Below are 19,165 nucleotides of genomic sequence, written 5' to 3'. Positions count from 1 at the left end.
TACCACTTTCTGTTTGAATCACAAAAAAATAACCATACTACATGGGAGGTGAAGAGATGTATAAATTATTATCACATAATGATTTAGATGGAGTAGGGTGTGGGATTTTAGCAAAGCTTGCTTTTAACGATAAGGTAAGGATACGCTACAATTCTATTACGGCACTTGACCGTGAAATAGAATTCTTTTTGGAGAATGATCAACAGAAAACATTTTTGTTTATTACAGATCTTTCTCCAAACGAAGAAAATGAAAAAAGGATTCAGGACTATTATCAGGCAACTGGGAATGTACAATTGCTGGACCATCATAAAACAGCGCTGCATTTCAATCAGTATGAATGGGGAAAGGTTTTAATTGAAGATGAGCATGGCTATTTAACGTCCGCTACTTCTTTATTGTATCAGTACTTGGTGACCCATGGTTTATTAGAAAAAACAGCCGCCATTTCAGAATTCGTAGAGTTAGTAAGACAATATGATACATGGGAATGGGAAAAGAACGGCAATTTTCAAGCGCAACGATTAAATGCACTGTTTTTTCTAGTATCCATTGAAGAATTTGAAGAGAAAATGCTGGATCGTTTAAAAACAAGTGATCGCTTTGATTTTGATGAATTTGAAAAGAAAATTTTAAGCATGGAAGAAGAAAAAATAGAGCGTTATATTCGGCGGAAGAAACGAGAACTTGTGCAAACCAATTTGGGCGACTTTTATGCTGGCGTTGTTTATGCGGAATCCTATCATTCTGAGCTTGGTAATGAATTAGGTAAGGAAAACATGCATCTTGATTATATTGCGATGATCAATATGGGCAGTAAAAGAATATCCTTTCGAACGGTTCATGACCATATAGATGTGTCAGCTATTGCCGCTGTTTATGGTGGAGGCGGACATCAAAAGGCTGCGGGCTGCTCTTTAACGATGGAAGCCTACAAACAGTTTGTATTGGCAACCTTCCACATAGAGCCTATTCCAGAGGATGCGAAAAGGAATCGTTATAATTTAAAGGCTTCTTCATTTGGAACATTTTATAAAAATCAGCAAGAGGATGTGTTTATTCTTTTTTCAAGCGACGATATTGACTGGGGGATTGAAAAGAATAACACGCCATTAGCGCAAAACTTTGCTAGCTTTCATGAAGCGGAGTGGTTTTTAAAGCGAAATTATCAGGTGTGGTTAGTAAGAGATGATCTCTTTGTGGACTATTTAATGCAAATAGCCAATAAAGTTCGTCATCAGCATAAAGGAATGTAAAAATTCCTTTTATACATAATGGATTCGTCCTGTCTTGCTTTTAAACAAGGTTATATAATGCTTTGTTACAAACTACAATGAATTATAACGATATTTATAAAAATGAGGTGTACGGTTGTCCAATGATATACTGCGAGTAGTGGATTTGGATAAGGAAAATCGAGGACGCAGAAAAAAACGAGGAATAGTTGTTATCTTTTTATTGATGGTCGTTAGTGGATCATTGCTGTATTTGTGGTGGAATCGAGATGTGGATTTCGAAGCCTATAAAACAGAGGTAGGGAAGACAGCAAGCAATAGCTTAGGGCGTTTAACGTTAAATGAAGTGATTATTGATGACAATCAAATTTTACTGAATGCTACCTTTGAGCCTGTGAAAGCATTTACACCAAAACACCAAATATTTTTCTTCCCTCAAATACTCGTCAATGGGAAAGATTATATGGTTCGTAATGGAGGTCAATCCATTGTCCAGTCTAAAAATGTATATACCATATACAATAGTATCAAAATGGATGATTTTCCGTCAGACGAAGATTTAGCATTAGCTATTCGTTATAAAGATTGGAATGTAGAAACACCGATTGATAAACCTTGGGAATTTCAGGTAGAGGCTTCTCAGGAACAATTACAAGAAGATCGAAAAATCTTTGTGATTAATAAAAAAGTCAATCATGTCGATCAACAGGAAATAACGATTGATAAAGTTGTCTCCACACCCATCTCAACAACGATTTATTTTCATGCCGATCAAAGCATTGTCAATGATGCAGTTTACTTTAAAATCCAATCAAAGGCAGGACAATCATGGAACTTTGCTACACCCTATCCATTAAATAAAGAGGGGACAAAGTGGGGAAGTCGCGTAGATGCACTTTATTTAACAGAAAAAAATTATACATTAATTCCTGTCAAGAAGGATGGCAGTAAAGTTGCTGACAGCATCAAAATAAAAAAAGAATAAAGTTGTAGTCATTTGTTATATATGAAAAACTGCACTCCGATTTGTTAGAAACGGTAGTGACCCCTTAAAGTTAGAGTTTTTATTTATGCAGCTAATTGGCTGGCATGAGTTCGGTATTTTACGAGGCCACTGAAAAACTTCATCTGGTTCCACTTAGCGAGGTATTCGACGATTGAATCGTCGAATACCTCGCCTTTTTAATTTATAATTGAGTGACTAAATGCAGGTGGTGTTCCCAATGATTTCAAACCAAGAGACTTTCAACTTAAGTCCATATATGGCCATTTACGATATTGTCGTGCCAAAAGATAATATGCTTCGTCAAATTAACGAACTAGTGGATTTCTCATTCATTTTAGAAGAATTGAAAACAAAATATTGTTTAGACAATGGAAGAAATGCGATTCCTCCGATTCGAATGTTTAAGTACTTATTGTTAAAAGCCATTTTTAATGTATCTGATGTAGACCTTGTCGAACGTTCAAAATATGACATGTCTTTCAAGTATTTTTTAGGTATGGCGCCAGAAGATGACGTGATTGATTCAAGTTCACTCACAAAATTCCGAAGACTGCGTCTTCAAAATGTAAGTTTATTAGATATGCTCATTGGAAAAACAGTTGAAATCGCACTCGAAAAGAACATTATCAAAAGTAAAACAATCATTGTGGACGCAACACATACCAAAGCACGTTATAACCAAAAATCACCGAAAGAATTTTTACAAGAAAAATCAAAATATACCCGCAAAGCAGTGTATCAATTTGATAAATCCATGAAAGAAAAATTTCCAAAGAAGAATACTTCTAACGAAGTAAAAGATGAATTAACTTACTGTGAAAGATTGATTGCCATTATTGAAAATAAACCACAAATCGCTCATCTACCAGCTGTAAAGGAAAAATTGAACGTGTTAAAAGAAGCTGTAGAAGATACGCAAGAACATCTAAATTATTCAACAGACACCGATGCACGAGTAGGACATAAAACAGCAGACAGTTCTTTCTTTGGTTATAAAACACATTTAGCAATTAGTGATGAACGTATAATTACAGCAGCAGTCGTTACAACAGGTGAAAAATCAGATGGACATTATCTACAAGAACTGATTGAAAAAAGTAAAGTAACAGGAATGGAAGTTGAAACAGTCATCGCTGACACAGCTTATTCAGGGAAAAACAATTTACTTTATACAAAAGAACAAAGCATTCAACTGATTTCTAAGTTAAATCCAATGATTACTCAAAATGGGCGAGGAAACGGAAAAGGATTTGACTTTAATAAAGATGCAGGTTTATTTGTATGTCCAGCAGGACATTTAGCAAATAGAAAAAGTAAAAAACCAGATTCACACCCAGGAGCAAGTGCAAGAATGGTTTATTTTTTTGACATTGAAAAATGTAAGGTCTGTCCACTCCGAGAAGGGTGTTTTAAAGAAGGTGCAAAAACTAAGACCTATTCTGTTGCCATTAAATCAGAAGAACATTTAGACCAACAAGCTTTTCAAGAAACAGAAGAATTTAAACGCTTAGCTCGAGAACGTTATAAAATCGAAGCAAAAAATAGTGAGTTAAAAAATAAACACGGGTACGATCAAGCATCGGCTGCGGGTTCATTTGGCATGCAAATTCAGGGAGCAACGACGATATTCGCTGTCAATCTAAAAAGAATCTTAAAGCTTCTGAATGGAAAAGGGTAATAAATAGGTGAAAAAGATAGGGCGTTTCCTGTTCAAAATTGAACAAGAAGCGCCCTATCTTTTTCTAAAACGAATTTATTTATAAAAAACGCAAGTTTTTCAGTGGCCTCGTATTTTACCGGACTCATGCCGGCCAATTTTTGTTTAATACGTTCGTTGTTATAGTAGTGGATATATTTTTCAATTTTCTTTTTTAACACGTCATATGAGACTAATTCTTCCCCGTAATACATTTCTTGTTTGAGTAAGCCAAAGAAGTTTTCCATTGCTGCATTGTCTGCACACGTTGCTTTGCGAGACATGCTTTGGAAAATCTTGTTCTGCTTTAATGTTTTCACCCATTTATTATGTTGATAGTGCCAGCCTTGATCTGAATGGATTGTTGTTCGATATTCTGCACGTTCTCGAATGACTGGAAGGGCTTGTTTCAATGAGTCCAGCACAAAATCCATTGTAGGCCGTTTAGACATACTGAACCCAATAACCTCTCCGTTATATAAGTCCATAATTGGGCTCAGATATAGTTTTTCATCATCTGTACATTTGAATTCAGTTACGTCTGTCACCACTTTTTGTACGGCGTAATGCGTATAGAAACGGCGATTTAAACGATTTTTCGCCACTTTTCCAACCGTACCTTTATACGATTTATAGCGCGACTTGCGGACGAATTTCTCACATTTCAAATCTAATTCCTGCATAATGCGCTGTACTTTTTTGTGATTAATGATGTAGCCTTGCGCTTTTAACTCCGTATGTATACGACGATAGCCATATCGTCCTTCATGTTTCTTAAACGTCTCTAAAATCAACGTTTGCCATCCCTTATCTGGATCTTCCTGATGCAGTTGCTTGATGTGATAATGATACGTAGCTTCTGGAATATCTACACGCATTAAAATGTCTTTTAATCGGAATCCTTCTTCTTTGAGTTCAAAGGCAATGACTGCTTGTGCTTTCCGAGGAATGCTTCCGGGTTCTCTCGAAAAGCCTTCAACTTTTTTAAGTATGCCACCTCTAGACGAAGCAGTTCATTTTCACGTTCTAACTGCTCCTCACGTGACATTTCTTTTTCTTGTTTAGTTGGTTTTGATTTTTTCGACATAGATGGGCGCCCCTTTGCTTTTTCTTGCAGGCCCTCTATCCCTTCTTCCAGAAATTTTTGGTTCCATTTAGCGATTAAACGTGGATTGTTCATCTTAAATTGAATCGCTGTCTCTTGATAGGAAGCACCTGTTTGTTTCATAAAGTGTAATACATCTACTTTAAATTGAACAGAATAGACTTCCTTACTTCTTTTTCGTTTAATACCATTATTCCCATATGCTTTGTAGGCAGCTACCCATGTTCTAATTGCTGTAGTAGATGGAATGGAATATTTTTTAGCTAATCGTTTAAGACCTATTTTTCCTGTTAAATACTCTTTCACAACCTTTAACTTAAATTCATCGCTATATTTTGCCATAAAAAAACACCCCAAAAGTTTTTTACTCTAACTTTTGGGGTGCAGCACCAACGTGCTAACAATCGGAGTGCAGTTTTTTCTAGAACTAAATGAAAAAGAAGCTACCCTTGCAGATATGTATGGAAAACTCGCTAGATGGTTTCATAGCGTTCCTTCTATTGATTCGTTATAATGTAGAAATGGAAAAGACTTAACGAGAAAGAAGGGATTGCTATGGCACGAGGTGTTTACATTCATATTCCTTTCTGTCATCAAATTTGTAATTATTGTGATTTCAATAAATTTTACTTTAAAAACCAACCAGTGGATGAATATATAGAAGCACTTGGTAAAGAGATGGCTCTTGCCACACAAAAATATCCGGACAATTTTCGTAATATCGAAACGATTTTTCTTGGAGGTGGGACACCAACTGCTTTATCACCGGAGCAATTGGACAAACTACTAACGTATATTCATACGTATATTCCGATGGAGAGTGTGACAGAATTTACATCAGAGGCTAATCCGGATGAATTGTCTGCGGCAAAATTGCGAGTGTTGTTTGATGGTGGTGTCAATCGTCTAAGCATGGGTGTGCAATCTTTTGACCAAGGGCTGTTACAGAAGATTGGACGCACTCATAGTAATGACCATGTTTATGAAACAATCGCTTTGGCTAGAAAAATTGGCTTTCAAAACATTAGCATTGATTTAATGTATGGTTTACCTGGGCAAACGATGGCTCAATGGAAGGACTCATTAGACAAAGCTTTTGCCCTTGATTTACCCCATTTCTCTGCCTACTCTCTTATTGTAGAGCCAAAAACGATTTTTTATAATCAATACACAAAAGGCAAGTTGTATTTACCAACGGAAGATCTCGAAGCAGATATGTATGATGTGTTGATGCAGCAAATGGCTTTACATGGACTTCAACAATACGAAATTAGTAATTTTGCAAAACCAGGCTTCCATTCAGAGCATAACAAGATTTATTGGGATAATGATGAATATGCAGGGTTTGGGGCGGGTGCCCATGGTTATTTAAAGGGCATACGTTACTCCAATCATGGTCCATTAAGAAAATATATGGATGCTGTTTTTGTAAATGAGCTACCTATTGTTCATGAACATGAAGTATCTCCAGCGGAAAAAAGAGAAGAACAAATGTTTTTAGGGCTGCGAAAAACAGCGGGGGTTATGCACACTATATATGAAGAAAAATTTAAAACACCAATGGCTGCTCATTATGAGACTGTTATAAAAGATTTAGTTTCAAAAGATCTTTTAGAACAAGATAAGGTGGGTGTTCGTCTAACTAGAAAAGGACGTTTTGTGGGCAATGAAGTTTTTCAACAATTTTTGCTAGAAGATTGAGCGATATCGTTGACATAAAATGTGGGATTTGATAACTTAATAATAGTATTAGCACTCCTCTTAGTCGAGTGCTAACAGAGGTGATAATCATGCTAACAAATCGGCAGTTACAGATATTGCAAGTCATTGTAGACGACTTTATTGTGTCTGCACAGCCGGTAGGTTCTCGCCAAATCTCCAAAAAACAAGGGATTACATTTAGTCCAGCCACTATTCGAAATGAAATGGCGGATTTAGAGGAATTAGGCTTCTTAGAGAAAACACATACTTCCTCTGGTCGAGTGCCTTCAGAAAAGGGTTACAGATTTTATGTAGATCATTTGTTGAGTCCTCAAGGCATTAATTCGAAGGACATTCAACAAATCCAATCAATTTTTAATGATCGACTAGTAGAAGTAGAGCATATTATCCGAAAGTCAGCCAACATTCTATCGGAGCTGACATCGTATACTTCCATACTTTTAGGACCTGATGTTCAAAGGCATCGTGTCAAACGATTTTCAATTGTCCCTCTTTCTAGCGATACAGCAGTAGCAATTATCGTAACGAATAATGGGCATGTTGAAAATCGCATGTTCAACTTACCGCCAGATTTTACCGCTTCTGATTTAGAGAAAATGGTCAATATCTTAAATGATCGCCTGATTGGTGTATCCTTAGAAGATCTCCATAAAAGCCTTGAAGCTGAAGTGCTAGCCGTGTTACAGCAACATATTAGATCAGCGGATGATTTTATTCGCGCGCTCGTAACAGCAACAATGCATAATTCAGAAAGTAAAATTTTCTATGGTGGGAAAACGAATATGTTCAACCAACCAGAATTCCATGATTTAAATAAGGTTCGCATGATTTTGGACTTGATGGAGACGACTAGCCAAGTGCAGTCCCTTTTCCATCCGAACGAATCAGGTATTCATATTCGGATAGGCTCAGAAAATAAACAATTAGAAATGGAAAATTGCAGTGTCATTACCACTACCTATTCCATTGGTGATGACCAACAGGGAGCCATTGCTATCATTGGCCCAACACGTATGGATTATAAGCGTGTCGTGGCTTTATTAGACATAATGCGCTTGGATTTAACACAAGCCTTTATGAAAAATCGTAGTGAATGATAATGAGGAGGATTCAAGTGACGGAAACAACGGAAAACAAAGATTTAGTACAAGAAGATGTACAAGCTGAAACGACAGCAGAGGAAGTAACACAATCAGAAGTTCAAGAAGCAGTAGAATTATCTATTGAAGAACAGTATGAGGCGAAGCTGGCTGAGCTACAAGCAAAGCTAGATGACGAGGAAAATCGTCACCTACGTCTACGTGCTGACTTCGATAATATGCGTCGTCGTCATCAGTTAGACAGTGAGGCTGCTGAGAAGTACCGTGCGCAAAACCTACTATCTGACTTATTGCCAGTTCTTGATAATTTTGAGCGTGCTCTACAAGTAGAGACAACTTCTGAAGAAACTGCATCCATCATTAAAGGGATTGAAATGGTGTACCGCTCTTTAATTGAAGCGACAGAAAAAGAAGGTCTACAAGTCATTAAAGCTGAAGGTGAGCAATTTGATCCAACTATTCACCAAGCTGTTATGCAAGAACAAGATAGTGAAAAAGAGACGGGTGTTGTCTTACGCGAACTCCAAAAAGGGTATATCTTAAAGGATCGTGTTTTACGCCCAACAATGGTATCTGTGAACGAATAGTCCTTGTACTATTTAGTCAATTAAAATTAGTTAGAAAACGCATCCCTTGCGTTGACATAATAGGAGGAAATTTTAATGAGCAAAATTATTGGTATTGACTTAGGAACAACAAACTCTTGCGTTTCTGTACTTGAAGGTGGAGAACCAAAAGTAATTCCAAATCCAGAAGGTAACCGTACGACACCATCTGTTGTTGCATTTAAAAATGGTGAACGTCAAGTTGGTGAAGTAGCGAAACGTCAATCTGTAACAAACCCTAATACAATTATGTCTATTAAATCAAAAATGGGTACAGCTGATAAAGTAACAGTAGAAGATAAAGATTACACACCACAAGAAGTATCGGCTATGATTCTTCAATACTTAAAAGGTTATGCAGAAGATTACTTAGGGGAAAAAGTAACAAAAGCAGTTATTACAGTTCCTGCTTACTTTAATGATGCACAACGCCAAGCTACAAAAGATGCTGGTAAAATCGCAGGTCTAGAAGTAGAGCGTATCATCAACGAACCAACTGCTGCTGCACTTGCTTATGGTTTAGACAAACAAGACCAAGACCAAAAAGTATTAGTATTTGACCTTGGTGGCGGTACGTTTGACGTATCTATCCTTGAGTTAGGTGACGGTGTCTTTGAAGTATTAGCTACAGCTGGTGATAACAAACTAGGTGGGGATGATTTCGATGACGCGGTTATTGAATATCTAGTAGCTGAATTCAAAAAAGAAAACGGTATTGATTTATCAAAAGATAAAATGGCGATGCAACGTTTAAAAGATGCCGCTGAAAAAGCGAAAAAAGATTTATCTGGTGTAACATCAACACAAATCTCTTTACCATTCATTACAGCTGGTGAAGCAGGTCCTTTACACTTAGAAATTTCTTTAACTCGTGCAAAATTTGACGAAATTACATTACCATTAGTAAATCGTACAGTTGGACCAGTACGTCAAGCATTATCTGATGCAGGTCTTTCAACTTCTGAAATCGACCAAGTTATTTTAGTTGGTGGTTCTACGCGTATTCCAGCAGTACAAGAAGCGGTACGTAAAGAAACTGGTAAAGAGCCTCACCGTGGTGTAAACCCTGACGAAGTAGTAGCTATGGGTGCTGCTGTACAAGGTGGCGTATTAACAGGTGATGTAAAAGACGTAGTATTACTTGACGTAACACCACTTTCACTTGGTATTGAAACAATGGGTGGCGTGTTCACAAAATTAATCGACCGTAACACAACAATTCCTACTTCTAAATCACAAGTATTCTCTACAGCAGCTGATAACCAACCAGCAGTAGATATTCATGTTCTACAAGGTGAGCGTTCAATGGCAGCTGACAATAAAACATTAGGTCGCTTCCAATTAGCAGATATTCCACCAGCACCACGTGGTGTACCTCAAATCGAAGTAACATTCGATATTGATAAAAACGGTATCGTATCTGTCAAAGCGAAAGACCTTGGTACAAACAAAGAGCAAACAATTGTGATTCAATCTGATTCTGGTTTATCAGAGGAAGAAATTGAACGCATGGTAAAAGACGCAGAGTCTAATGCTGAAGCGGATGCTAAACGTAAAGAAGAAGCAGATCTTCGCAACGAAGCAGACCAATTAGTATTCCAAGTGGATAAAACAATTGCTGACTTAGGCGAGCAAATTACAGAAGATGAGAAAAAATCTGTTGAAGACGCTCGTGATGAATTGAAAAAAGCGCTTGAAGCTGGTGAATTAGAAGGCATTAAAGCAGCAAAAGAAAAATTAGAAGGCGTATTACAGCCACTAGTGATGAAAGTTTATGAGCAAGCGGCAGCGGCAGCTCAAGCGGCTCAAGGTGGCGATGCAGGTGCAGACACTGGCGCTGGTAAAAAAGATGACGGTGTTGTAGACGCTGATTTCGAAGAAGTAAAAGATGATAAATAGGAAGTAACACAGTTAAGTGAAAAAGCCAAAGACCGCTTGCGGCTTTGGCTTTTGTCATGATGTTGTCATCGCTTCACCGTAAATGGCACCATTTATGGAATAGCTGCATACGTTAGCTGCTAGGAAGTGAAAACCTCAATTTTATGGGATGATTAATCGAAAAAATAAGGCAGTTTTAACAACTGCATGTTACAATAGATTTTATGCAAACAGAGCGGAGTGTGAATCATGGAGAAACGCGATTATTACGAGGTGCTTGGTTTAACAAAATCAGCTTCTAAAGATGAAATTAAAAAAGCATACCGTAAATTATCAAAACAATATCACCCTGATCTTAATAAAGAGCCGGGTGCAGATGAAAAATTCAAAGAAATCGCTGAAGCATATGAAGTATTAAGCGACGACCAGAAAAAAGCACGCTACGACCAATTTGGTCATGAAGACCCGAATGCGGGCTTTGGTGGTGGCTTTGGAGGCGGCGGCTTTGGCGGCTTCGAGGATATTTTCAGCTCTTTCTTCGGTGGTAGTGGTCGCCGTCAAGACCCAAATGCGCCACGTAAAGGCGATGATCTACAATATCGCATGAATATTAAATTTGAGGAAGCTATTTTTGGGAAAGAAACAGAAATAGAAATTCCGAAAGATGAAACGTGTGAAACATGTCATGGCTCAGGAGCGAAGCCAGGCACACAGCCAGAAACATGTTCGACATGTAATGGGGCTGGACAAATCAACCAAGCAGTGGATACACCGTTTGGTCGCATGATGAATCGTCGTGCATGTACGACTTGCCATGGTACAGGTAAAATCATTAAAGAAAAATGTTCAACTTGTCGTGGAGAAGGAAAAGTTCAAAAGCGCAAGAAAATTAAAGTGACGATTCCAGCAGGTGTGGATGATGGACAACAAATTCGTGTATCGGGTCAAGGTGAACCAGGTATTAACGGTGGTCCTGCAGGGGATTTATATATTATGTTCCGTGTTCAAGGGCATAAAGAATTTGAACGTGATGGGGACGATATTTACTTCGAGTTGAAGTTGACATTCCCTCAAGCCGCACTTGGAGATGAAATTGAAGTGCCTACAGTGCATGGTAAAGTCAAATTACGTATCCCAGCTGGCACACAGTCAGGCGCCCAATTCCGTCTTAAAGATAAAGGCGTTAAAAATGTTCATGGCTACGGTATGGGGAATCAGTATGTAACGGTCAAAGTCATGACACCTGAGAAATTAACAGAAAAGCAAAAGCAATTACTACGAGAATTTGCTGAAATTAGTGGCGATATCCCTGAAGAACAAGGTAGTTCACTATTCGATAAAATTAAGAAAAAATTCCAAGGTGAATAATTAGAGGGAGCTGAAGAGCTACGTGAAGTGGTCTGAATTATCCATTCATACAAAAAATGAAGCGGTAGAAGCAATTTCGAATATTTTGCATGAAGCAGGTGCAAGTGGTGTTGTCATCGAAGATTCTGCAGAATTTGCGAAGCCACGTGAAGATCAATATGGTGAAATTTATGCGCTAAATGAAGATGATTTTCCGAAAGATGGCGTCATTGTCAAAGCTTATTTATCAGAGTCTAGTTTTTTAAATGAAACGGTCGAAGAAATTAAAGCAGCCATCACAAACTTGACGAACTTTAACATTGATATCGGTGAAAATGTTGTCTCCATTGTTGAAGTCAATGAGGAAGATTGGGCAACTGCCTGGAAGCAATACTACCATCCTGTCAAAATTTCTGAACGCTTTACAATCGTACCAACATGGGAGGATTATACACCTGTTTCAACAGATGAACTGATTATTGAATTAGATCCTGGTATGGCTTTTGGTACAGGTACACATCCAACGACGGTGATGTGTTTACAAGGACTTGAAAAGGTCATTAAAGAAGAGGATACAGTTGTCGATATCGGTACAGGATCCGGTGTATTATCTATTGGTGCAGCATTACTTGGTGCTAAAAGTGTGCATGCTCTCGATTTAGACGAGGTAGCTGTACGTTCGGCACAAGAAAATGTGGCGTTGAATAAAGTAGAAGATAAGGTAGAGGTATTCCATGGTAACTTATTAGATACTGTCAAAGAACCAGCAGACGTGGTGGTGGCTAATATTTTGGCCGAAATCATTATGTCTTTCACTGACGACGCATTTACAATTGTGAAACCAGGTGGATTATATGTCACTTCAGGCATTATCGGGGCAAAACGTGATGATGTCAAAGCAGCACTAGAAGCTTCAGGCTTTGTGATTGAAGAAGTATTATTAATGGAAGATTGGGTAGCTATTATTGCTCGTCGACCACTATAACCTGACTGAAGAAGCGCCAAATCGTAAGCCGTGTGCTTGTGATTTGGCGTTTTCCTGTCTTGCTAGAAAGGACTGTGTAGCATGCAACGTTATTTTATTGAAACAGCCATAGAAAATGCACGTATTAGCGGAGAAGATGCACGCCATATTGAGCGAGTAATGCGGATGAAGCAGGGCGACAAAATCGTTGTTGTTGCACAAAACACCGCTCATATATGTACAATCGAAGGGTTTGAAGGGGATGAGGTCGTGATTGAAGCGACTGGTCAAACAATACCTTCACCAGAGCTACCTATTTATGTAACAGTAGCTTGTGGCTTGCCAAAGGGCGATAAGCTAGAGCTAATTACACAAAAAGCGACGGAGCTTGGGATGTTTGCGTTACGGCCATTTGAAGCTGAACGTTCCATTGTGAAGTGGGACAAGAAAAAAGGGGCAAAAAAGCAAGAAAGATTACAAAAAATTGCTAAAGAGGCCGCAGAACAAGCCCATCGCACACATATCCCAGAGGTTTTTGAACCAATTACCTTTAAACAGCTCCTACAACAAATAGATCAATTCGATGCCGTTTTTATTGCAGATGAAGAGGATGCAAAGGCTGAAAAGCGCACAAGGTTTGCGGAGAAGCTAAAAAACGTGTATGATAAGAAGTCGAAATCAATGCTTATAATCTTTGGTCCAGAGGGGGGCATTTCTCGTCAAGAGTCAGAAGCGCTGTTACATGCAGGCGCTCAAACTATGTCATTAGGACCAAGAATTTTACGAGCAGAAACAGCGCCATTATATGCACTGTCTGCCATATCCTATGAATTTGAATGAAAGAGGTGTTCAGCCTTGTCAAAAGTGGCTTTTCACACACTTGGCTGTAAAGTAAATCATTACGAAACAGAAGCAATCTGGCAACTGTTCAAAGAAGATGGCTATGATCGTACAGAGTTTGATCATCAAGCAGACGTTTATGTCATTAATACATGTACAGTTACCAATACTGGAGATAAGAAATCTCGTCAGGTGATTCGTCGCGCAGTTCGACAAAATCCTGATGCTGTTATTTGTGTAACGGGATGCTATGCACAGACATCCCCAGCTGAAATTATGGCGATTCCTGGCGTAGATATTGTTGTAGGAACACAGGATCGTACGAAATTATTAGGCTATATCGATCAATATCGTTCAGAACGACAACCGATTAATGCCGTACGTAATATTATGAAAAATCGCGTTTATGAGGAATTAGATGTACCAGCATTTACAGACCGTACACGTGCTTCCTTAAAAATACAAGAAGGCTGTAACAACTTCTGTACATTTTGTATTATCCCATGGGCACGTGGCTTAATGCGTTCTCGTGATCCACAAGAAGTATTACATCAAGCCCAGCAATTAGTTGAGGCTGGCTATCTTGAAATTGTTTTAACGGGTATTCATACGGGTGGCTATGGACAAGACTTAAAAGATTATAATCTTGCTCAGTTACTACGTGATTTAGAGGCTAATGTAAAAGGCTTAAAACGTCTTCGTATTTCGTCCATTGAAGCTAGTCAATTGACGGATGAAGTCATCGAAGTCCTTCGTGAGTCGAAGATTGTCGTTAATCATTTACACATTCCAATCCAATCGGGTTCTGATACGGTGTTAAAACGTATGCGTCGTAAATATACAATGGAATTTTTCGGGGAACGTTTAACGAAATTACATGAAGCTTTACCAGATTTAGCTGTAACATCTGATGTTATTGTTGGTTTCCCAGGTGAGACAGAGGAAGAGTTTATGGAAACGTTCAACTTTATTCGTGATCATAAATTCTCTGAACTACACGTCTTCCCATTCTCTCCACGTACAGGCACACCAGCTGCCCGCATGGAGGATCAAATTGATGAAGACATTAAAAATGAGCGTGTACACCGTCTGATCTCTTTAAATGACCAACTGGCAAAAGAATATGCATCTCGTTTTGAAGATCAAGTATTAGAAGTGATTCCTGAAGAATTTGTGCATGATGGCAGTGAAGAGCAAGGTCTTCTAACAGGTTATACTGATAATTACTTGAAAATCGTATTTGAAGGTCCAGAAAGTCTGATTGGACAGCTTGTAAAAGTAAAAATTACACAAGCAGGCTATCCACACTCACAAGGACAATTTGTACGTGTTTTAGAAACAGTTAATTAATATGCAAAGGGTTGCCTGCTTTTGAGGCAATCCTTTTTTATTGGATGAATATCCCACTTTTCTTGTTATAATGAAGAAAATCAAACTGAAAGAGTAGAAATGAATGTGACGAGAGAAGAAATAGAAGAGGATATATCAGTCATTTCTAAGCTTACTGAGCGTTTATCACGACTGCATAAGGAAGGGTCAGAAAAGCCATTCACTGCGGATTTTCATTTAGTAGAGTTTCAAAAAACAATGACATAGCATTTAATGAATAATTGGCTAAGAAAGAAATTAGACGGCAACGAGAAAAAATGGTATGATTCGAAGAGGTACGTACATCTTGCTTAATGAAGGAGCGTTTAACAATGGAACAAAATTTTGCGCGTATGATTGATCATACATTATTAAAGGCTGAGGCAACAAAGGAACAAATTGAAAAATTATGTGCAGAAGCTAAGCAATTTAACTTTGCTTCAGTATGTGTCAATCCAACATGGGTGAAGCGTAGTAGCGAATTATTGCAAGGGTCAGATGTTTTAGTTTGTACGGTTATTGGTTTCCCACTCGGTGCCAACACACCAGCAGTGAAAGCATTTGAAGCAAAAGATGCGATTGCTAACGGTGCAAAAGAAGTAGATATGGTTATTAATATCGGTGCATTAAAAGATAAAAACTATGAGCATGTACAAGCTGATATTGCAGCAGTTGTAGAAGCGGCTAAAGGCAGCGCACTTGTGAAAGTGATTATTGAAGCATGTTTATTAACAGATGAAGAGAAAGTGAAGGCATGTGAGCTAGCTGTGGCAGCAGGTGCTGACTATGTGAAAACATCAACTGGTTTTTCAACTGGTGGTGCAACAGCAGAAGATATTGTTCTTATGCGTAAAACAGTAGGTCCTGAATTGGGCGTAAAAGCTTCAGGTGGCGTTCGTAGCCTAGAGGATATGAAAAAAATGGTAGAAGCTGGTGCTACACGTATTGGAGCAAGCTCTGGTGTTGCCATTATGAATGGCTTAATTGCTGATTCCAATTACTAATTTTAACGCCATAAGCTCTTGCACAGATTTGCATGAGCTTATGGCTTCTTTGTGTCGAATAAACATAATATTTTTTTCCGCACATATACTCCACTGATGAATGTGAAGACAGAAAGGAGGATGCCATGTTTACACAGTATAAGGCTTGGAGACCGTATATTAGCCCTTTTGATCCTTGTAAGCCTATCGAAGTAAAATACTTTGCTACACCACCACAATTATATATGGGTTTTCAACCACCTGGACTACCACAATTCCCAACCCCACGAGAAGCTCTAATGGCAGGAACACTTTGGCCACAGTTATTTAGCCCGTATCCATTTCCCCTAAAAAGGAGGGGTGAAGCATGACTAAAAAGATGCCGCCTGAATTTTATCAGCAATTAGAAGAAATACAGGCAATTGATTTCGTCATTGTGGAATTAAACCTCTATTTAGACACCCATCCACACGATTATGATGCCATCCAGCAATTTAATGAAAATACAGAGAAAAGCATGAAGCTTAAAGTTGATTTCGAACAGAAATATGGACCGCTCATGAATTTTGGAAGAAGCTATTCGAATTATCCGTTTAATTGGATTGATACGCCGTGGCCATGGCAGGTCTAATCAAAAGAACTAGGAGGAATAATCCTTGTGGTATTACGAAAAAAAGCTCCAGTATCCGGTAAAAGTTAGTACATGCAATCCAATGCTTGCTAAGTTTTTAATTGAGCAATATGGAGGAGCAGATGGGGAACTGGCAGCAGCCCTTCGCTATATGAATCAGCGCTATACCATACCAGACAAAGTGGTAGGGCTCTTAACTGATATAGCAACGGAGGAATTTTCACATTTAGAAATGATTGCCACGATGATCTATAAGCTAACAAAAGATGCGACACCTGAAATGCTCAAGGAGGCTGGTCTAGGCGACCATTATGTAAATCATGATCGTGCTTTATTTTATCAGAATGCTTCAGGGGTACCATTTACAGCATCCTATATTCAGGCTAAGGGTGATCCTATTGCAGATTTGTATGAGGATATAGCTGCTGAGGAAAAGGCGCGTGCCACCTATCAATGGATTATTGATTTATCAGATGACACAGATTTAAATGATAGCTTAAAGTTTTTACGTGAACGGGAAATTGTCCATTCCCAGCGTTTTAGAGAGGCTGTTGAAATTTTAAAAGATGATAGAGATCAGAAGAAAGTTTTCTAAAAAGTGGCTGGCTGGATCAAGGGGGACTTGAAACAGCCTTTTTGTTTGTCAATAAATCATGTTTTACTAGAAGGAAGAATAAATATTGGATATATTGCTAGCTAAATACAATTTGAATAAGTTAACAAAAATAAAACCAAAAATTCACTTGATAATTTCGCACACTTTCTATTGACCATTATTAGACAATACGATATAATTTTTTAGTACACAACAGAAGGTAATTTGCCTAATTGTGTATTGACGTGTGTTCGGAGGGAGGGAAAGAGAGATGTCAAAAACTGTCGTTCGCAAAAACGAATCGCTTGAAGATGCTCTTCGCCGCTTCAAACGTACTGTATCAAAAAGTGGTACAATTCAAGAAGTTAGAAAGCGCGAGTTCTACGAAAAACCTAGCGTAAAACGTAAAAAGAAATCAGAAGCTGCACGTAAACGTAAGTGGTAATTTAATTTCCCATTAAAAATCCCTACGTTCATAACACGCAATTGTATGATTCACTGAGCAGACAAAATTATACCTGAAATTAATCACATGGAGGATTGATTTCAGGTATTTTACATTGCTCACGCTTACGTACATATGAAAAAGCCGAATGATATCTTATTGATTCATTCGGCTTTTTTTGTAGCATACTAAGTGTCAATCATTCAAAGGAAATGAATCTTAAATAAACTTAAAAAATTTTAAGATTTGTGAAACTTTTCGCATGATTGACCGTATATACAAGGGAGAAGCATGTTAGAAGGGAGGGAAAAAGATGCGAAGACGGAGAATCCTCAGCTATTTACTAGTAATATGGATGACTTTTTTGTTAGCGTTTCCATTAACGTCAGCTTTTGCAAGTAGTAAGGTCTACCATGTTCCAATTCATAATGAAGTAGAGCGAGGGCTTCATGCATTTTTAGAACGAGCTTTTAAAGAGGCTGAAGAAAACTATGCAGAGGCGATTATCTTAGATATACATACGCCTGGCGGATTTGTGAATGCTGCAAGTGATATCGCCATGCTTATGGATGCAACGGAGATACGTACAATTGCTTATATTAATAAGGATGCGCATTCAGCTGGTGCTTTTTTAGCCTTACATGCGGATGAGATTTACATGGTGCCGAATGGAACAATCGGTGCAGCAGCGGTCATTGATTCAGCAGGTAATGCAGCAGATTTAAAAGCTAATAGTGCTTGGCTTGCTCAAATGCAGGCAGCGGCAGAAACGTCAGGTCGCGATCCTAAGTATGCATTAGCAATGGCAGATACCAACTATGAACTACCAGAATACCGTGCTGGCGGAAAGAATTTGTTAACCTTATCTGCTTCAGAGGCATTGGAGGTTCGCTATTCTGAAGGAACGGTTAAAAATTTTCAGGAGCTTTTAGCGAAAACAAATCTAAAGAGTAGTGATATTGTTCCCATCGAACCAACATTTTCTGAAAAATTGGCTCGTTTTATTACAAATCCAATCATTGTACCCATTTTATTGTCTATCGCAAGTTTAGGGCTGGTGATGGAGCTATATTCGCCAGGATTTGGCGTTCCAGGTATAATGGGGCTATCAGCTCTTGGTTTATTTTTCTTTGGACATATGGTTGCAGGCTTCGCTGGTTATGAAACATTATTGTTATTTATAGTTGGTTTAGCCCTTGTAATTGCAGAGTTTTTTGTCCCCGGAGGAATTGTGGGAATTTTAGGTGGCGTGCTCATATTACTAAGTCTGATACTGGCAGGTGCAAATATGATGCAAATGATAGTAGCAATTCTCATTGCGCTTGTGATAGCGATGATAGGAATGGTGATTCTGATGAAATTTTTCGGAAAAAAAATGCATGTCTTAAACAGGCTCGTGTTAATGGATGCAACTACGACAGAAGAAGGGTATGTGTCCAATGTCAATCGCACAGAACTGTTAGGAAAAATTGGGAAAACGCTTACACCACTACGTCCATCAGGTACAATGGTACTTGGTAGTGAACGCATTGATATTGTATCAGAAGGTGGCTATATCGATGCCAATCAACATGTAGAAATTATTAAAGTTGAAGGCTCACGTATTGTTGTGAGACAAACAGATAAAGAGATGGAGGAATAGAAA

The 19,165-nt window shown here is 38.3% G+C and carries 20 protein-coding genes; 18 read left to right on the top strand and 2 right to left on the bottom strand.

Annotation, left to right across the window (positions count from 1 at the left end; genetic code table 11):
• The first annotated feature begins 56 nt into the window (after positions 1-56).
• From MKY46_RS15445 to MKY46_RS15435, 3 genes are all read left to right on the top strand, one after another.
• Positions 57-1,256 carry a DHH family phosphoesterase gene (locus MKY46_RS15445; protein ID WP_036121714.1) on the top strand — a complete coding sequence of 400 codons (1,200 nt, stop codon included), beginning with the start codon at positions 57-59 and terminating at the stop codon, positions 1,254-1,256.
• Between the two features lie 115 nt (positions 1,257-1,371).
• The gene (locus tag MKY46_RS15440) at positions 1,372-2,220 is read left to right on the top strand and encodes a DUF4179 domain-containing protein (RefSeq protein ID WP_036121710.1); all 849 of its coding nucleotides are present in this window, start codon (positions 1,372-1,374) and stop codon (positions 2,218-2,220) included.
• A 238-nt stretch (positions 2,221-2,458) separates the two neighbouring features.
• Entirely contained in the window at positions 2,459-3,919 is a 1,461-nt protein-coding gene (locus tag MKY46_RS15435) for an IS1182 family transposase (RefSeq protein ID WP_340833939.1), read from the top strand.
• Positions 3,920-3,951: 32 nt separating this feature from the next.
• On the opposite strand, the gene MKY46_RS15430 is transcribed toward MKY46_RS15435, so the two are convergent.
• Positions 3,952-4,887 carry an IS3 family transposase gene (locus MKY46_RS15430; protein ID WP_340835690.1) on the bottom strand — a complete coding sequence of 312 codons (936 nt, stop codon included), beginning with the start codon at positions 4,885-4,887 and terminating at the stop codon, positions 3,952-3,954.
• On the bottom strand, positions 4,827-5,384 hold the full coding sequence (locus tag MKY46_RS15425) for a helix-turn-helix domain-containing protein (protein WP_089933748.1): 558 nt from the start codon (positions 5,382-5,384) through the stop codon (positions 4,827-4,829). Before MKY46_RS15425 ends, MKY46_RS15430 begins: the two co-directional genes overlap by 61 nt.
• A 213-nt stretch (positions 5,385-5,597) precedes the next feature.
• Between MKY46_RS15425 and hemW the strand changes: the two genes are divergently transcribed.
• From hemW to MKY46_RS15350, 15 genes are all read left to right on the top strand, one after another.
• The gene (gene hemW, locus MKY46_RS15420; protein ID WP_058844751.1) at positions 5,598-6,743 is read left to right on the top strand and encodes a radical SAM family heme chaperone HemW; all 1,146 of its coding nucleotides are present in this window, start codon (positions 5,598-5,600) and stop codon (positions 6,741-6,743) included.
• A gap of 89 nt (positions 6,744-6,832) precedes the next feature.
• Positions 6,833-7,861 carry a heat-inducible transcriptional repressor HrcA gene (gene hrcA, locus MKY46_RS15415; protein WP_058844752.1) on the top strand — a complete coding sequence of 343 codons (1,029 nt, stop codon included), beginning with the start codon at positions 6,833-6,835 and terminating at the stop codon, positions 7,859-7,861.
• Between the two features lie 17 nt (positions 7,862-7,878).
• On the top strand, positions 7,879-8,451 hold the full coding sequence (gene grpE / locus MKY46_RS15410; RefSeq protein WP_340811712.1) for a nucleotide exchange factor GrpE: 573 nt from the start codon (positions 7,879-7,881) through the stop codon (positions 8,449-8,451).
• Positions 8,452-8,526: 75 nt separating this feature from the next.
• Entirely contained in the window at positions 8,527-10,368 is a 1,842-nt protein-coding gene (dnaK, locus tag MKY46_RS15405; RefSeq protein ID WP_036121693.1) for a molecular chaperone DnaK, read from the top strand.
• 228 nt (positions 10,369-10,596) lie between these two features.
• Positions 10,597-11,715, top strand: coding sequence for a molecular chaperone DnaJ (dnaJ, locus tag MKY46_RS15400; protein WP_036121690.1), 1,119 nt, complete (start codon positions 10,597-10,599; stop codon positions 11,713-11,715).
• A 22-nt stretch (positions 11,716-11,737) separates the two neighbouring features.
• Positions 11,738-12,679 (top strand): 50S ribosomal protein L11 methyltransferase, encoded by a 942-nt coding sequence (prmA, locus tag MKY46_RS15395; RefSeq protein ID WP_036121686.1) that lies wholly within the window; start codon positions 11,738-11,740, stop codon positions 12,677-12,679.
• A gap of 81 nt (positions 12,680-12,760) precedes the next feature.
• Entirely contained in the window at positions 12,761-13,498 is a 738-nt protein-coding gene (locus MKY46_RS15390; protein WP_089933520.1) for a 16S rRNA (uracil(1498)-N(3))-methyltransferase, read from the top strand.
• Positions 13,499-13,513: 15 nt separating this feature from the next.
• Complete coding sequence (mtaB, locus tag MKY46_RS15385; RefSeq protein ID WP_036121680.1) at positions 13,514-14,848, top strand: tRNA (N(6)-L-threonylcarbamoyladenosine(37)-C(2))-methylthiotransferase MtaB; 1,335 nt, start codon at positions 13,514-13,516, stop codon at positions 14,846-14,848.
• Between the two features lie 105 nt (positions 14,849-14,953).
• Complete coding sequence (locus tag MKY46_RS15380) at positions 14,954-15,094, top strand: hypothetical protein (protein ID WP_340834710.1); 141 nt, start codon at positions 14,954-14,956, stop codon at positions 15,092-15,094.
• Between the two features lie 104 nt (positions 15,095-15,198).
• Positions 15,199-15,870, top strand: a complete 672-nt coding sequence (gene deoC / locus MKY46_RS15375) for a deoxyribose-phosphate aldolase (RefSeq protein WP_340834707.1) — start codon at positions 15,199-15,201, stop codon at positions 15,868-15,870.
• Between the two features lie 125 nt (positions 15,871-15,995).
• Positions 15,996-16,220, top strand: coding sequence for a spore coat associated protein CotJA (locus tag MKY46_RS15370; RefSeq protein ID WP_101966494.1), 225 nt, complete (start codon positions 15,996-15,998; stop codon positions 16,218-16,220).
• On the top strand, positions 16,217-16,480 hold the full coding sequence (locus tag MKY46_RS15365) for a spore coat protein CotJB (protein WP_036121673.1): 264 nt from the start codon (positions 16,217-16,219) through the stop codon (positions 16,478-16,480). The genes MKY46_RS15370 and MKY46_RS15365 overlap by 4 nt, the downstream gene beginning before the upstream one ends.
• A gap of 25 nt (positions 16,481-16,505) precedes the next feature.
• Positions 16,506-17,075: a manganese catalase family protein gene (locus MKY46_RS15360; RefSeq protein ID WP_036121670.1), complete on the top strand. Its 570-nt coding sequence runs from the start codon at positions 16,506-16,508 to the stop codon at positions 17,073-17,075.
• 271 nt (positions 17,076-17,346) lie between these two features.
• On the top strand, positions 17,347-17,520 hold the full coding sequence (rpsU, locus tag MKY46_RS15355) for a 30S ribosomal protein S21 (protein WP_004227078.1): 174 nt from the start codon (positions 17,347-17,349) through the stop codon (positions 17,518-17,520).
• Positions 17,521-17,833: 313 nt separating this feature from the next.
• A complete protein-coding gene (locus MKY46_RS15350) occupies positions 17,834-19,162 on the top strand; it encodes an NfeD family protein (protein ID WP_036121667.1) in 1,329 nt (442 codons plus the stop codon).
• The last annotated feature ends 3 nt before the right edge of the window (positions 19,163-19,165 follow it).

Origin of the sequence: Lysinibacillus sp. FSL M8-0355 (assembly GCF_038008985.1) — a bacterium.
Classification (GTDB): domain Bacteria; phylum Bacillota; class Bacilli; order Bacillales_A; family Planococcaceae; genus Lysinibacillus; species Lysinibacillus fusiformis_D.
This window is presented reverse-complemented; position numbering and strand designations above follow the sequence as displayed.

Excerpts from the sequence above, each read along its gene's own strand:
- hemW (WP_058844751.1), top strand. The coding sequence starts at position 5,598 with ATGGCACGAGGTGTTTACATTCATATTCCTTTCTGTCATCAAATTTGT.
- dnaJ (WP_036121690.1), top strand. The coding sequence starts at position 10,597 with ATGGAGAAACGCGATTATTACGAGGTGCTTGGTTTAACAAAATCAGCT.
- dnaK (WP_036121693.1), top strand. The coding sequence starts at position 8,527 with ATGAGCAAAATTATTGGTATTGACTTAGGAACAACAAACTCTTGCGTT.
- deoC (WP_340834707.1), top strand. The coding sequence starts at position 15,199 with ATGGAACAAAATTTTGCGCGTATGATTGATCATACATTATTAAAGGCT.
- MKY46_RS15365 (WP_036121673.1), top strand. The coding sequence starts at position 16,217 with ATGACTAAAAAGATGCCGCCTGAATTTTATCAGCAATTAGAAGAAATA.
- MKY46_RS15435 (WP_340833939.1), top strand. The coding sequence starts at position 2,459 with ATGATTTCAAACCAAGAGACTTTCAACTTAAGTCCATATATGGCCATT.
- MKY46_RS15370 (WP_101966494.1), top strand. The coding sequence starts at position 15,996 with ATGTTTACACAGTATAAGGCTTGGAGACCGTATATTAGCCCTTTTGAT.
- MKY46_RS15350 (WP_036121667.1), top strand. The coding sequence starts at position 17,834 with ATGCGAAGACGGAGAATCCTCAGCTATTTACTAGTAATATGGATGACT.
- MKY46_RS15390 (WP_089933520.1), top strand. The coding sequence starts at position 12,761 with ATGCAACGTTATTTTATTGAAACAGCCATAGAAAATGCACGTATTAGC.
- rpsU (WP_004227078.1), top strand. The coding sequence starts at position 17,347 with ATGTCAAAAACTGTCGTTCGCAAAAACGAATCGCTTGAAGATGCTCTT.
- MKY46_RS15445 (WP_036121714.1), top strand. The coding sequence starts at position 57 with ATGTATAAATTATTATCACATAATGATTTAGATGGAGTAGGGTGTGGG.
- hrcA (WP_058844752.1), top strand. The coding sequence starts at position 6,833 with ATGCTAACAAATCGGCAGTTACAGATATTGCAAGTCATTGTAGACGAC.
- MKY46_RS15425 (WP_089933748.1), bottom strand. The coding sequence starts at position 5,384 with ATGGCAAAATATAGCGATGAATTTAAGTTAAAGGTTGTGAAAGAGTAT.